Origin of the sequence: Amycolatopsis sp. CA-161197, from assembly GCF_050942255.1 — a bacterium.
Classification (GTDB): domain Bacteria; phylum Actinomycetota; class Actinomycetes; order Mycobacteriales; family Pseudonocardiaceae; genus Amycolatopsis.
In genome coordinates this window covers 3,946,132-3,960,099 of sequence record NZ_CP192059.1, presented here as the reverse complement: position 1 = coordinate 3,960,099, position 13,968 = coordinate 3,946,132, and the positions used below count along the sequence as shown (strand labels likewise).

Genomic DNA, 13,968 nt, shown 5'->3' with positions numbered 1-13,968 from the left:
TGCCTTTCTGAGCGGGCTGTTCAGCCCTTGGTCGAACCGGCGGTGAGGCCCGAGATGATGTGGCGCTGCATGATCACGAAGAACACGAGCAGCGGGGCGATGGCCAGCAGCAGCGTCGGGAACACCACGGTGTAGTCGGTCTGGTACTGCCCGACCGCGGCGTAGATCCCGGTGGTCACGGTGTAGAGCCCGCTGCTCGGGCCGAGGATGGTCTGCGGGTTCACGAAGTCGTTCCACACCGAGAACGTGTTGAGGATGACCATGGTGGCCACGGCGGGGCGCATCAGCGGGAAGATGATCCGCCAGAACGTGCGGATCCGCCCGCACCCGTCGAGCGCCGCGGCCTGGTCGAGGTCGCGCGGCACGGTGCGGATGAACCCGGCGTAGAGGAAGATCGAGAACGGCAGCGTCAGCGTGGTCTCGAACAGCACGTAACCCGGGATCGTCCCCATGAGACCGAGCGTCTTGAGCACGTAGACGACCGGGATCACCAGCACCTGGCTGGGGATGAACGTGCCGGCCAGGAAGAACACCATCAGCACGCGGAACAGGCGTTTGGTGCTGCGGGCGATCACGTACGCGGCCGGGCCGGCGAGCAGCACGGAGAACACGTTCACCAGCACCACGAACAGCACGGTGATCGCGTACCCCTTGACGATCGAGAACCGCGGGTTCTGCAACGCCGCGCCGAGGTGCTCCAGCGTGAGCCCGCCGGACAGGCCGAACGGGTCGGCCAGGATGTCCTGCTGGTCCTTGAACGCGTTGACCAGCAACAGGTACAGCGGCACCAGCATCACGACGGCGACGACGAGCAGGAGCAGTCCGCGCAGGACCAGCCGGGCCGGATTCCCGCCGGTTCGCCGGCGCGGGGCCGGCGGGGTCGCGGGTGGTGGCGTGGCCGGTTTCGCCGGAGCGGCTCGGGTGGCGGTGGTCATGCGTGCGCTCCCTGGTCGGCGCGGCGGCGCAGCCGGGTGACGGCGAGGGCGAGCCCGGCGGTGACGATCATCAGCACCACCGACTGCGCGGAGCCGAAGCCGAGGCGGCCGTCGTGGAAGGAGTTCCACAGGATGAGGTAGGCCAGCGTCTGCGTCTGGCCCGCCGGGCCGCCCGAGGTGAGCGACACGACCAGGTCGTAGGTCTTGAGCAGCGTGATGAGACTCAGCACCAGGTTCACGGTCACCACCGGCGCGATGGCCGGCAGCGTCACGTGGCGGAAGGTCTGCCACTTCGTCGCGCCGTCGATCCGTGCCGCTTCCAGGAGGTTCTGCGGCACGGTCTGCAGACCGGCGACGTAGAGCACGGTGGAGACACCGAACTGGGCCCACACGAGCACGGCGATGAGCGTGGCCGTCGCCCAGTCCGGATCGGACAGGAACGGCAGCAGCTTCGCGCCGTGCCCGGTCAGGAAGCTGTTGACCGCGCCGTTGGTGCCGAGGATCGCACTCCAGAGGAACCCGACGACGAGCGCGGAGAGCACGTGCGGGTAGAACAGGATCGTCCGCAGGATCGAGCTCACCCGCGTCGTGCGGCTGACCAGCGTCCCAAAGCCGAGGCCCAGCACGTTCATGCCGACCGTGCCGACCACCGCCGCGAGCAGGGTGACGAACGCGGCCCTGCGGAACTCGGGATCGCTGAGCACCTCGCCGTAGTTGCTGCCGCCGACGAACGCCGGGGCCGCGCTGTAGCCGTCCCAGTCGGTGAGGCTCAAGTAGATCGCGAGTCCCACCGGGACGATCAGCATCACGGTGTAGAGCACGGTCGCGGGCAGCACCATCACCGCGGTGGCGACGCCACCGTCCCGGCGCCTTCGCGGCGGCCTCATTTCGCGTGCGCCGACACCCAGCGGTCGACGGCGTCGGCGACCGTCTCCGGGGAGTGTCCGATGTAGAGGCCCTGGACCTCGGTGTTCCACGCGGAGTTGAACCCGCGCGGCAAGGTCGAGTCGCCGTAGCCCTCACCCTGGGCGACCTTGGCCGGTGCGGCGTCGAGGATCTTCTGCACCTGCTGCTCCAGCGGCGTGAACTTGCGCTGCACGCCGGTGCGGAAGTTGCCGTCCTGCTTGAGCTGCGCCACCACGGCCTGCTGGTCGGTGACGAGCCAGCGCACCAGCTTCGTCGCGAGGTCGCGGTGCTGCGTCGACTTCATGATCAGGTACGGCGCGGCCATCGTGGCACCCTGCGCGCCGGGGCTCTGCTGGCCGCCGGACACGGGAGCGGCGAAGACGCCGACCTCGAAGTCCTTCTTGGCCTTGGCCTCCGAGGCGGTGAACCAGCTGCCCATCACGAACATGCCCGCTTTGCCTTGCAGGAAGGCCGTTTCCGCGTCGGGGTACTTCAGGCCCAGCGCGTTCTTGTCGACGTAACCCTGGTCGAGCCACGACTGGTAGAGCTTCAGGTACGGCAGCATCGCCTTGCCGACGGTGGTCTTGCCGGCGCGCACGTCGGCGTAGAAGCCGGGGTTCGCCGCGGCCAGCGCCGGGTCCGTGAGCTGCAGCAGCTGCAGGCCGGTGGCGAAGTCGCCGGAGGTCTGCAGCGGCAGGTAGCCCGCGGTCTTGAGCTTGCCGAGGTCCTGCGTCATCTCGTCCAGTGTGGACGGTGGCGTGGTGATGCCGGCCTTGGTGAACGCGGTCTTGTTGTAGAACACCAGGGACTGCGCCTGCTCGCCGACACCGACGTTGTAGATCTTGCCGCCGAGCGAGGCCTCCTGGGCGAGCGGGGTGTTCTTCACCCAGTCTTCGCCGGTCAGGTCCACCAGCTGGGGCGCGAGCGTGGGATCGGCCATCAGGGTCTCGACGACGTCGGGCGGGTCGCCCGCGGCGAGCTGCTGCTGCAGGGTGTCGGAGACACCCTTGCCGGACGGGGCTTCGATCACGACGTCGACGCCCGGATTCGCCTTCTCGAACGGCGCGACCAGGCGGTCCCAGAAGTCCTGGGTGAGGTTCGGGGTGACGTTGACGAGCATCCGGATCGAGCCGGTGCCGCCGCCCGCGGCGCCGGAGTCCGCGAACCCGCCGCCGCAACCGGCGAGCGTGAGCGAGAGCAGGGCGCCGAGAACGGCGATGCCCCCGCGGGTACGAGCTGGACGCATCGCTCCTCCTCGTTGAGAAACCGCGTGAATGGGTGGGGTGCGGGTTTTGGTTCAGCTAACGACTGCTGAGTGATTTGTACTTCGCGGTAAATCAGCCTGTCAACGCGCAGAATCAGCCAGAAGTCCGATGGATGAGTCAGAAGTGTGTATCCTCATGTCCCATGACGGAGGACGCCACGGTGCGGCTGACCGACGCGGAGAGATCGACGCTGCTGGGGTGGGCGAGCCAGGACGCGGGCCCGCTCGGGCTGCGCAGCCGGATCGTGCTGAGCTGCGCCGACGGTCTCGACGTGCCCGAGGTCGCGCGGCGCCTGGGCGTGAGCGAGGCGACGGCGGCGAAGTGGCGTGACCGGTTCCTGCGCCGCGGTCCCGACGGGCTCGCGGACGCACCCCGGCCGGGCCGGCCCCGCAGCCCGGACCGCGCGGAAGCCGAGCGGCTCGTGCTGTCCGCGATCGCCGAGGCCCGCCGCGGCGGCGAGGTGCCGACCACGCGGTCACTGGCGCGCACGGTCGGCCTCTCGCAGTCCACGGTGTCGCGCATCTGGCGCGAGCACCGCAGCCCGGAACCCGCGCCGACGCGACTGTCCACTCCGGACCGCGGTGGCCAGGGCCTGCTGTCCGACCAGGTCCACCAGGTGCTGCGCCAGCAGATCATCGACGGCGAGCTGCGGCCCGGCGCACGGCTCGTCGAGTCGGCCATCGCGCGCCAGCTCGGCACCAGCCAGGCCCCGGCGCGCGAGGCCATCAAGCGGCTCGTACACGAGGGCCTCGTCAGCTCGCTGCCCCACCGCGGCAACTACGTCGCCGAGATCTCCGCCGAACCGGCCCGCGAGGTGCGCGCCGTGCGCGTGGTGCTGGAGGAGTTCGCCGCCCGCGAGGCGACGACGCGCGTGCAGCCGCGGACCCTGCGCCTGCTCGAGGAGTCCGTGGACCGCATGCGCACCGCCGCGACCGCCGGCGACATCGGCGCCTTCCGCGAAGCCGACATCACCTTCCACCGCGACGTCTGCGCCGCCAGCGGCAACTCCTTCCTGGCCCGCCTGTGGCGCACGATGGAGCCCAATCTGTGGGGCCTGCACGTGGTCGGCAACCCCCTCTACGACGGCGACTGGTCCGCCATGGCAGAACGCCACGCCGACCTCGTCGCCGCACTGGCCGCCGGCGACCCCGCCGAGGCCGCCCGCCTGTTCGGCGCCCACGCCCGCGGCCGGGCGAGCCTGAGCTGAGCGGGCATCGGGTTCACGCCGGGGTGACCGTGTAGGTGGCGCCCCGCCGGGTGGGCATCGAGAGTTCGCCGGCGCGCAGCGTGAAGTGCGGCGTCGGGCCGCCGGTGGCGTGAACGCGGGCCCCGCCGGACAGCGACGCGGCGCGCAGCCTCAGGTCGCCGCCCACGTCGGACGTGACCTCGACCTTCGTGACCCGGCCGGCCGCCCACCACGCGTTGACCGTGAACGCGCCCCGAGCCCGCAGGCCGTGGAAGGAGCCGGCGGCCCACCCGGTGGGCAGAGCGGGCAGCACCTCGACGAAGCCGGCGTGACTTTGCAGCAGCATCTCGGCCACGCCGGACGCCACGCCGAAGTTGCCGTCGATCTGGAACGGCCAATCGTTGAGGAAGTTGGGGAACGTGTTGCGCCACAGGAGGTGGTCGAGCTGTTCGCGGGCCTGGTCGCCGTTGTGGAGGCGGGCGAAGGCGTTGATCTTCTGCGCGCGGTTCCAGCCGATGTCGTTCTGCGCCGTGTGCGCGGTGCGGGCCTCGACGGCGACGCGGGCGGCCTCGTAGAACTCCGGGGTGCCCTCGGCCGTGATCTGGTGGCCGGGGAACAGCGGGTAGCTGAAGGACATGTGCCGGTGGCCGCTGTCCGCCTCGTCCAGGTCCGTCTTCCATTCCTGCAGCTGGCCCCACGAGCCGATCCGCAGGCCTGCGTCCAGCTTCGCGAGGGTCTTCTCCAGCATCGGCCGGTAGGCGTGGTCGCCGACGATCTTCGCGGCGGCGAGTGTGTTCGTGAAGAGGTCCCACACGATCGTCTGCGAGTACGTGGCACCGGCGGTGAACGGGCCGAGCTCGGGCGAGAAGCTCGGGCTGACCACGAGCGTCCCGTCGGCGTCGGTGACGAGGTAGCCGAGCCAGAACTGCGTGTGCTCCTTGAGGATCGGGTACGCGCGGCGCCGCAGGAAGTCCTCGTCCATCGTGAACAGGTAGTGCTCCCACAGCTGGCGGATCAGCCACGCGGTCGACTCGGGCGCCCAGGTGGCCGCGTTCGTGGACACGCCGGTGTAGCCGAAGACGTTGACGTGGCTCATCGCGGCGAACCCCTGCGGCACCCCGCACAGGTCACGCGCGGTGACCCGGCCCGGCGCGCGCAGGCCGTCGATGAAGTCCACCAAGGGCGGCACGGTCTCAGCCAGGTTGGTGACGTCGGAGGGCCAGTAGTTCATCTCCAGGTTGATGTTCGTGGTGTAGTCCGACTGCCAGTCGGGGCTGGTCGAGTCGTTCCACACGCCCTGCAGGTTCGCCGGGCGCGACCCCTCGCGCGACGAGCCGATCAGCAGGTACCGGCCGATCTGGAAGTGCAGCATCTCCAGCTGCGGGTCGGCGCTGATCTGCCCCTGGTTGCGGGCCTGCTTGAAGGCCTGCAACGCCTCGTCGGTCGGCACCGCTGCCGGCTGCTGCCCGAGGTCGATGCGCACGCGCCCGAACAGCGCGCGCTGGTCGGCCAGGTGCCGCTCGCGCAACGCCCGGTGGCCCCGGCGCACGGCGGCGTCCACTGTGGACGTCACGGCCCGGTGCGGGTCGACACCGCGGTAGTGCGGGTACACGGGTGCGTAATCCGTGCCGGGCGCGAGCACGAGTGTCGCCGCGTCCGCGCCGGTCACCGTCACGTGGCCGGCGGCGTCGGTGGTCACGCGCCCGCCCTCGGCGAGGACCTGGACCTGCGCCTCGAACACCATGCCGTTGTCGGTCAGCGCGCCGCGCATCGTGATGCGGCCGTCCTGCGCCGAATACGTGACGGTGCGGTTGTCGGCCGTCGCGAACCGCGCGGTGAACGACACCTGCCCACCCCGGCTCGCGGACAGGCGCGTGACGAGCACGTGGTCCGGGAAGCTCGCGAACAGCTCGCGGGTGTGCGTGACACCGTCGGCGGTCGTGAACCCGACGGTCGCGAGCCCCGTCGCCAAGTCCAGCTGCCGCCGGTAGCCGGTCACGGCGCCGGCCGGAGTCGCGCGGTCCAGGAACAGATCCCCGAAGGTCTGGTACGCGCCGTAGCCCCACTTCGTCTGCCCGAGCGCCGCGGTCGCCGGGCCGGTGTCGGCGCTGCCGGTGGCCGCGATGCTCGCGCGCACGTCGGCGAGCGCGGCCGGGCGCGGCTCGTACCAGTTGCCGAAGTTGTACTCGTGGCCCTCGTCGTGGGAGCCGGGGCCGCCGTTCCACAGCGTGTCGTGGTTGAACTGGATCTGTTCGCTGTCGACGGTGCCGTAGATCATCGCGCCGGCCGCGCCGTTGCCGACGGGGAACGCCTGTTCCTGCCAGAGCGTGGCGGGTTCGTCGAACCACAGCACGGAATCCGGGGCGGGCCGGGTTGCCCCGGCGGCTGTGACGCGGCCGAGCGCCGCGGTGGTCATGGCGAGCGCGCCGCTCGCCATCGCCGCGCCGAGCAGGCTCCGGCGGGAGAAGCCGGGTGAGGACATGAGGGGACTCCTTCGTCCGGTGGGGAGGGGAACGGGATCGGCTCACGGGCCGCAAAGAACATATGTATGTGTAGGCGAGCCGCGCGCGGGTGTCCAGACCACATCGGAAAAGAGCTGGTATACCGTCGGCCGGTCAGCGCATTCTCGTCTGGACCTCTTGCAGACATCACATGTCTGGGGCTACCGTCGCCCGCGTGTCACTCACCGACGAGGCGATCGCCCGCATCCGCGAGCTGATCCAGTCCGGGAAGCTGCCACCGGGGTCGAAGCTGCCGCCGGAACAGCAGCTCGCCACCGAGCTGGGCATCTCCCGCTCCCCCATGCGCGAAGCCGTGAAGGCGCTCGCCGTCGCCCGCGTGCTCGACGTGCGCCGCGGCGACGGCACATACGTCACGAGCCTTGCCCCCACCGTCCTGCTCGAAGGACTCGGGCTGGCCGTGGAACTCATGCACGGCAACACTTTGCTCGAGCTGACCGAGGTGCGCCGGCTCTTCGAACCGATCGCCACCGGGCTCGCCGCCACCCGGGCGACGGAAGAGGACCTCGCGCGGATCCACGGTCACCTCGAGGCGATGCGCGCCGCGGCCGGCGACGTCGAGCTGCTCAACCAGCACGACGCCGCCTTCCACAGGGCCGTGGCCGCCGCGACCGGCAACGAAGCGCTGGCGACGTTGCTTGACGGCATCTCCGGCGGCACCCTGCGCGCGCGGGTGTGGCGCGGGATGGTCGAGGCCGGCTCGGCCGAGGGCACGTTGTCCGAGCACGAAACGATCTACGAAGCACTCACCGAACGCGACGCGACGCTCGCGCAAGCCGCCGCCCTCGTGCACATCAGCACCACCGAACGCTGGCTGCGCCGCGTGCACGGCGCCCGTTCCGGGGAGGCGGAGTGACACCCACGACCGCGGCCGGCAAAACCGTCGGCCTGGGCACGTCGGCGATCGGCGGCCTGTACGAAGACCTCGGTGACGCCGCCGCGCGGGCCACGCTCGAAGCGGCGTGGGCCGCCGGCACGCGCTACTTCGACACCGCCCCGCACTACGGCGCCGGAGTCGCGGAACGGCGGCTCGGCGCGTTCCTGCGCGACAAACCGCGCGCCGAGTTCACCGTGTCGTCCAAGGTCGGCCGGCTGCTGCGTTCCGGGGAAGACGGGCTCGTGCGGGTGCGCGACTACTGGGCCGACGGCGTTTACACCTCGCTGGCGGAGAGTCTCGACCGCACCGGTCTGGACCGGTTCGACACCCTGTTCATCCACGACCCCGACGACTTCTGGGAAACCGCGGTCGGCGCGGCGTACCCGGCCCTCGCGCGGTTGCGCGACGAAGGCGCGGTACGGCGGATCGGCGTCGGCATGAACGAGCCGAAGATGCCGGCCCGGTTCGTCGCCGAGACGGACCTCGACTGCGTGCTCATCGCCGGCCGCTACACCCTCCTCGACCGGTCCGCGGCCGACGAGCTGCTGCCGTTGTGCGAAACCCGCGGGGTGGACGTGATCGCGGGCGGAGTCTTCAACAGCGGCGTGCTGGCCGACCCCGGCCCGGATGCGCGCTTCGACTACCTGCCGGTGGCGCCGGACGTGCGCGCCGCGGTCGAGGCGCTCGCCGCCGCGTGCGCCCGGCACGGGGTCGCCCTGCCCGCGGCCGCGTTGCAGTTTCCCTTGCGGCACAAGGCCGTGACGGCGCTGGTCATCGGCGCCCGCACACCGGCGGAGGTCGAGCAGAACGCCGCCCACCTCACCACCGCGATCCCGGACGCGCTGTGGTCGGAAATCGACGCGCTCACCGTCATCCGGTGATCGTATCCCCCTGTTGACAAGGCTGTGACCGTCGTGCACACCTGATTCCCGGACCGCCTGGCCCACCACCCGGACACGTGCGGGATCACGCCCGCGCTGCCAGAGTGGATCATGACCGGACGAGAGGGGCTGAACGGCATGAGCGACCACCGAGGCGCGGTGAACCGCTGGTGGCGCAGCAAACCGAGCGCTTCGCGGGCGCGACGCCCCCGGCGGCCCGCCCCGTTCGTCGTCGGCCTGCGCCGCACGTCCCCGGCGTGGTCGACCCGCCTCGACGAGGTGCTCGAGTTCAACGCGAACCGCTGAGCCCTCGGGGAGTTGCCCAGGTGTCGGGTACGACCCAGCGTCACCCCTCCTCACCCGGTGCACCCGCCGAAACCGGCGGAGTCCTCCGCAGCGCGTCGAGCACGACCTGCACCGCGGCGCGCTGCGGGGAGCCGCGGCGGACGGCGGCGGTGATGGTGCGCGTGACCGGTGCCGCGAGTTCGCGGGTGGTCACGCGGTAGCGGGGGTCGACGGCGAGGCCGGGCAGCAGGGTGATCGACAAGCCGGCCTCGACGTGCTGCAGGGCCAGCATGTAGTTGCTGAAGCGGCACACCGCGCGCGGCTCGAAGCCCGACTGCCGGCACAGCCGCAACGTCAGGTTCGCCATGTAGGACTGCGGCAGGTCGAGCGACCACGGCTCGTCCGCGAAGGCGGCCAGGTCGACGGCGCCGCGGCGGGTCGCGGGGTGGTCGGGGGGCATGACCAGCACGATCGGGTCGGTCGCGAGGGGCACGAGGTCCACGTCGGGGTCCAGGGGCTGCTCGACGAAGTCCGTGGTCGTGATGATGAGGTCCGCGTCGCCGACGCGCAGGGCGGGCATGCTCTCGTGCGGTTCCAGCTGCAGCACCTCGACCTGCAGGTCCGGGTGCGCCGCGGCCAGCCGCGTCACCGCGGGCACGGCGAGCGTGTGGACGGCGCTCTGGAACGCGCCCAGCCGCACCAGGCCGGCGGGCTCGTCGCCGAGGCCGCGCAGCTCGGCCTCGACCGTGTCCATGTGGTCGAGGATCGCCCGGGCCCGGCGCGCGAGGATCAGCCCGGCCGGGGTCAGGCGGACGTGGCGGCCGGTGCGTTCCAGCAGCTTGGTGCGCGTTTCGGTCTCCAGCACGGCGAGCTGCTGCGACACGCTCGACGCGCTCAGGTTCGACGCGCTCGCCACCGCGCGGATGGTGCCCAGCGTGTCGAGCCGGCTCAGCAGGCGCAGGCGCCACGGGTTCAGCACCATCCCATTGTGCGGCTCAGCCGAACAGAACGTCCGGAATTGTGAGCTGGACGTGTCGCTCGGCGCGGACTTACCGTCGGGGACATGGCTGCTCCGACCACTGTCCCGCTGTCCGCCGACACGTTCTGGACCGACGCCGAAGCCCACCTCGTGCGCTACGGCGGCGCGTTCACCCGCGAGATCATCGAACGCGCCGCCGGCAGCTTCCTCTACACCGCCGACGGCCGGAAGATCCTCGACTTCACCTCCGGCCAGATGAGCGCGATCCTCGGCCACTCGCACCCCGAGATCGTCGAGACCGTGCGCCGCCAGATCGGCACGCTCGACCACCTGTTCAGCGGCATGCTGAGCCGCCCGGTCGTCGACCTCGCGCGGCGGCTGGCCGAGACGCTGCCGGCGCCGCTGGAGAAGGCGCTGCTGCTGACCACGGGCGCCGAGTCGAACGAGGCCGCGATCCGCATGGCCAAGCTCGTCACGGGCCGGCACGAGATCGTGTCGTTCGCGCGGTCGTGGCACGGCATGACGCAGGCCGCCGCGTCCGCGACCTACAGCGCCGGGCGCAAGGGCTACGGCCCCGCGACACCCGGCAACTTCGCCATTCCCGCGCCCAACACCTACCGCCCCGACTTCACGCACGCCGACGGCACTCTCGACTGGCGCCGGCAGCTCGACTTCTCGTTCGACCTGATCGACGCGCAGTCCGTCGGCAGCCTCGCCGCGTGCCTGGTGGAACCGATCCTCAGCTCCGGCGGGATCATCGAGCCGCCGCCGGGGTATTTCGCGGCACTGCAGGAGAAGTGCCGCGAACGCGGGATGCTGCTGATCCTCGACGAGGCGCAGACGGGCATGTGCCGCACCGGCACGTGGTACGCGTTCGAGCGCGACGGCGTCGTGCCGGACATCCTGACGGTGTCCAAGACGCTCGGCGCAGGCCTGCCGCTCGCGGCCGTGCTGACCAGCGCGGAGATCGAGCAGGAAGCGCACGAGCGCGGGTTCCTGTTCTTCACCACGCACGTCTCGGACCCGCTGGTGGCGGCCGTCGGCAACACCGTGCTCGACGTGCTGACCCGCGACCGGCTCGACGAACGCGCCCGCACGCTCGGCGCCTTCCTCCGCAGCGGGCTGGAGGAGATCGCCGGACGCCACGAGGTCGTCGGCGACATCCGCGGCCGCGGCCTGCTGGCCGGCCTGGAGCTCGTGGTGGACCGCGCCACCAAGGAAAGCTCGGACGCGCTGGGCGCTCTCGTCACCCGGCGCTGCCTGGAACTGGGGCTGCACATGAACATCGTGCAGCTGCCGGGCATGGGCGGCGTCTTCCGGATCGCGCCGCCGCTGACGGCGACCGAGGAGGAGCTCTCACTCGGACTGTCCATTCTGGACGAAGCCATCGGCGACGCGCGCGCCGTGCTGTAGGACGGTGTGAGTGCCGGTTCGCCACCGGCACTCACACCGTCGCTTCAGGACCGCTGCTCCGGCGGCACGTACTCGAACGTCGGTCCCGCCGTCGTCTTCCCGTCGCCGGTGGGCATCTTCATGAGCGCCTGGGCCTGCGCCTTCAGCTGGAACATCACGCCGACGGTGGCGCCCAGCCCGCCCGGGTTGCCGGTGAAGGCGTCCTCCAGCAGGTACAGCAGCAGGCAGTAGGTGTTGTCGAACTCCCCCTGCGCCCGGCGGATCGGGCTGTCCTCGGGGTGGTCGGCCGGGCTCGGGTTGCGGCGCATGGGCAGCACGCCGTCGAAGTCGACCTTGATCTCCTCGCCCGTCGGGCCGCTCTGCGGGGTGTCGCCCTCGGCGTAGCGGCGGCCGTGCTTGAGCTCCTGGAAGCGGTAGAAGTGGGCGACCTCGTCGCGTTCGGGGTGGAAGACGTCGCGGTCGCCGTCCCACACCTCGGTGCGCGCGGCGCCCTCGCCCTGCTCCACGATCTCCGCGAGTGCGGCCAGCGCGGAATCCAGGTCGTGCACCGGAATCACGCTGCCGCCACCGCTGCGGAGGTGCATCTCACCGATCTGCCGCTTCGGGTCACCGGAGAACACGGCCTCCTCCCCCAGCTGGTCGCACAGGTTCTTCAGCCCGGCCTGCACGGCGGCGTAGAACTGCCCGATCGTGCGGTAGCCGTCGGCCTGCGGCGGCGCGTCGGCCGACTCGGGCTGCTCGATCCTCAGGAACAGCTCCAGCGCCTCCGCGCCGAACGGCACGAGGTTGACCTGCAACGACGGGTCCCCGTGGGGCAGCGGGTGCGGGTACGCGGGCAGCAGCTGCGGCGCGTCGAGCTTCGGCTCGCCGCCCACGGCGTTGAGCAGGTTCGCCGCGAGCGCCAGGTGCAGCATCTCCTCGGCCAGCACACTGCCGACGACCTGCGCGGCCTCGGCGTTGCGGCCCGGATCGAGCGAATACAGCGCGCACAGGTAAGGCGGGATCGTCGCGTGTTCGAGCTCGATCGCCCACTGCAGGTGGCGGCGGAGCTCGGCCACGCTGTCGATGGCGGGAGCGGGACTGGTGTCCATTTGTGCCTCTCGTCTCGGCGGGTCGCGAGTTCGGGTTCGGGTTTCGCGAGGCAGGACAAGACGGCGGGCGGATGTGTGACAGCTTTCCCCCGGACGGGGTGTCACCCCGGCGGGCCCGGCCCGGTCACCATGGGCACGAGGTCCGGCCGAGCCACGAGGTCAGAGCGGGAGCACCGGGTTTCAGACGGCCGTGGTGGCATGCGTCAAGCAGAGCGTGGCTGGTCCCACCCGCCGCCGGACCTCGCCGACTGTGTCACGTAAAAATCACAGACCAGAACGGGCAAGCGACTGTCACCGCCGGCATCGAGGTAGCCTCGGTCCACCACCTACCCCGGCAGCTCTCGCTTTCGCCGCCACACGATCGTGTAGCCTGTCGCGAGCTAACGACGGGGAGGCGCAGTGCGGTTCGAGCCCAAGGACCCAGACATCGCGACCATCGTGCGAAGGATCGAACAGCAGATCTATGACCTCCAGCCTGATTTCCAACGCGGTGAAGTCTGGAGCACCAACAAGAAGCAACGGCTCATCGACAGCATCATGCGACGCTGGCACGTTCCTCCCATTCACCTCGTTGCCACCGAAGAGGGCACCTACGACGTCCTCGACGGGCAACAGCGCCTCACCGCCATCCGAGACTTCGTGAACGGGAAGTTTCCCATCGACGGCACGGTTGAACCGTACGATGAGGAGATGGCCCAGCTCTCTGGTTTGCGTTACGGTGAGTTGCCTCCGAAGGTGCGAAACCAGTTCGACAATTTCTCTATCCGCGTATTCCAGCTCGACCAGTATGAACCGCAGGAGCCGTACGAGCTGTTCTTCAGACTCAATCAGCCGACCAATCTGACCGAAGCCGAAAAGCGGAACGCGTTCGTCGGCGGCCCTCGAAACCAAGTCAAAGATCTTGTCGAGTGGGCGATCAAAACCGGGATGACACCGAGCCGCATCGGATTCTCCAATGCTCGAATGAGCTACGACGACCTGCTGGCAAGATTCCTGCTCACGATTGACCAAAGCACGCTTCTCGAAAAGGTCACATCTGCACGGATAACTGCTCGATACCGCGAGGGAACCCCCTTCCCCGAACCCGTGCTGACTCGAGCCAAGGAATCGTTAACCCACCTCCTTGCAGTCCCATTTCTGCAAGAAGGCCTGAAGCCGAACAAGGCGACCATCCACACGTGGCTGTGCATGTGCGCTAAACTTCAGAGGTACGGGCTCCTGGAATCGCATGGCCATGCACTGATCGATTCGATTCGTTACATCGAACACAGTCGCATCGTCAAGACCGCAGCCGAACCGGACAAGGACATCTGGCCAGCCCTCCAAGTATTCCACGACCGCTCGACGTCAAGGGTCGCCGATACGTCCTCGGTAATGTTGCGAGATCTTGTCGCCTGGTTGGTCCTGGGACTGAAGTTCGCGGGCCTGCAACCCGAGATCAGCTTCATCGCCAAGGCCACCGAAGCGCTCCGCGCCGCCAAGAAGAACGGCGTGCAACCTGACCGCGCACTGTCCGACTGGGGAAACACTGAAGGCTGGGGCGGCCCTGCATGGCTCTGAGGCACGCGGAACGACAAAAGAACCTTCGAAGCCTTGTCCGCCGCAATTACCGAACGTCCTTGGCCTCCGCC

At 69.9% G+C, this 13,968-nt stretch carries 12 protein-coding genes; 6 read left to right on the top strand and 6 right to left on the bottom strand.

From position 1 onward, the window contains the following. Positions 1–20 precede the first annotated feature (20 nt). The 3 genes from ACQPXB_RS18940 to ACQPXB_RS18930 are packed head-to-tail and all read right to left on the bottom strand — an operon-like array spanning position 21 to position 3,087. Positions 21–935, bottom strand: a complete 915-nt coding sequence (locus ACQPXB_RS18940; protein ID WP_366578439.1) for a carbohydrate ABC transporter permease — start codon at positions 933–935, stop codon at positions 21–23. After that, positions 932–1,822: a carbohydrate ABC transporter permease gene (locus tag ACQPXB_RS18935; RefSeq protein WP_432853894.1), complete on the bottom strand. Its 891-nt coding sequence runs from the start codon at positions 1,820–1,822 to the stop codon at positions 932–934. The genes ACQPXB_RS18940 and ACQPXB_RS18935 overlap by 4 nt, the downstream gene beginning before the upstream one ends. After that, the gene (locus ACQPXB_RS18930) at positions 1,819–3,087 is read right to left on the bottom strand and encodes an ABC transporter substrate-binding protein (protein WP_432853891.1); all 1,269 of its coding nucleotides are present in this window, start codon (positions 3,085–3,087) and stop codon (positions 1,819–1,821) included. Before ACQPXB_RS18930 ends, ACQPXB_RS18935 begins: the two co-directional genes overlap by 4 nt. Before the next feature lie 161 nt (positions 3,088–3,248). Here ACQPXB_RS18930 and ACQPXB_RS18925 point away from each other — a divergent pair, with 161 nt between their 5' ends. Next, positions 3,249–4,313: an FCD domain-containing protein gene (locus ACQPXB_RS18925; protein ID WP_432853888.1), complete on the top strand. Its 1,065-nt coding sequence runs from the start codon at positions 3,249–3,251 to the stop codon at positions 4,311–4,313. Positions 4,314–4,326: 13 nt separating this feature from the next. On the opposite strand, the gene ACQPXB_RS18920 is transcribed toward ACQPXB_RS18925, so the two are convergent. Continuing rightward, positions 4,327–6,774: a glycoside hydrolase family 95 protein gene (locus ACQPXB_RS18920; RefSeq protein ID WP_432853885.1), complete on the bottom strand. Its 2,448-nt coding sequence runs from the start codon at positions 6,772–6,774 to the stop codon at positions 4,327–4,329. Positions 6,775–6,968: 194 nt separating this feature from the next. On the opposite strand from ACQPXB_RS18920, the gene ACQPXB_RS18915 reads away from it, so the two are divergent. From ACQPXB_RS18915 to ACQPXB_RS18905, 3 genes are all read left to right on the top strand, one after another. Then, entirely contained in the window at positions 6,969–7,667 is a 699-nt protein-coding gene (locus ACQPXB_RS18915; RefSeq protein WP_366578429.1) for a FadR/GntR family transcriptional regulator, read from the top strand. Then, entirely contained in the window at positions 7,664–8,569 is a 906-nt protein-coding gene (locus ACQPXB_RS18910; RefSeq protein ID WP_432853882.1) for an aldo/keto reductase, read from the top strand. Before ACQPXB_RS18915 ends, ACQPXB_RS18910 begins: the two co-directional genes overlap by 4 nt. Positions 8,570–8,707: 138 nt before the next feature. After that, a complete protein-coding gene (locus tag ACQPXB_RS18905) occupies positions 8,708–8,875 on the top strand; it encodes a hypothetical protein (RefSeq protein ID WP_432853879.1) in 168 nt (55 codons plus the stop codon). 40 nt (positions 8,876–8,915) lie between these two features. Here the strand turns inward: ACQPXB_RS18905 and ACQPXB_RS18900 are convergent, their stop codons facing one another. Beyond that, on the bottom strand, positions 8,916–9,833 hold the full coding sequence (locus tag ACQPXB_RS18900; protein WP_366578424.1) for a LysR family transcriptional regulator: 918 nt from the start codon (positions 9,831–9,833) through the stop codon (positions 8,916–8,918). 84 nt (positions 9,834–9,917) lie between these two features. Between ACQPXB_RS18900 and ACQPXB_RS18895 the strand changes: the two genes are divergently transcribed. Further along, positions 9,918–11,246, top strand: a complete 1,329-nt coding sequence (locus tag ACQPXB_RS18895) for an aspartate aminotransferase family protein (RefSeq protein WP_432853876.1) — start codon at positions 9,918–9,920, stop codon at positions 11,244–11,246. A 44-nt stretch (positions 11,247–11,290) separates the two neighbouring features. Here ACQPXB_RS18895 and ACQPXB_RS18890 read toward each other — a convergent pair whose 3' ends face one another. After that, on the bottom strand, positions 11,291–12,337 hold the full coding sequence (locus ACQPXB_RS18890) for a ferritin-like domain-containing protein (RefSeq protein ID WP_432853873.1): 1,047 nt from the start codon (positions 12,335–12,337) through the stop codon (positions 11,291–11,293). A gap of 399 nt (positions 12,338–12,736) precedes the next feature. Between ACQPXB_RS18890 and ACQPXB_RS18885 the strand changes: the two genes are divergently transcribed. Then, entirely contained in the window at positions 12,737–13,897 is a 1,161-nt protein-coding gene (locus tag ACQPXB_RS18885) for a DUF262 domain-containing protein (protein WP_432853871.1), read from the top strand. Positions 13,898–13,968 lie beyond the last annotated feature (71 nt).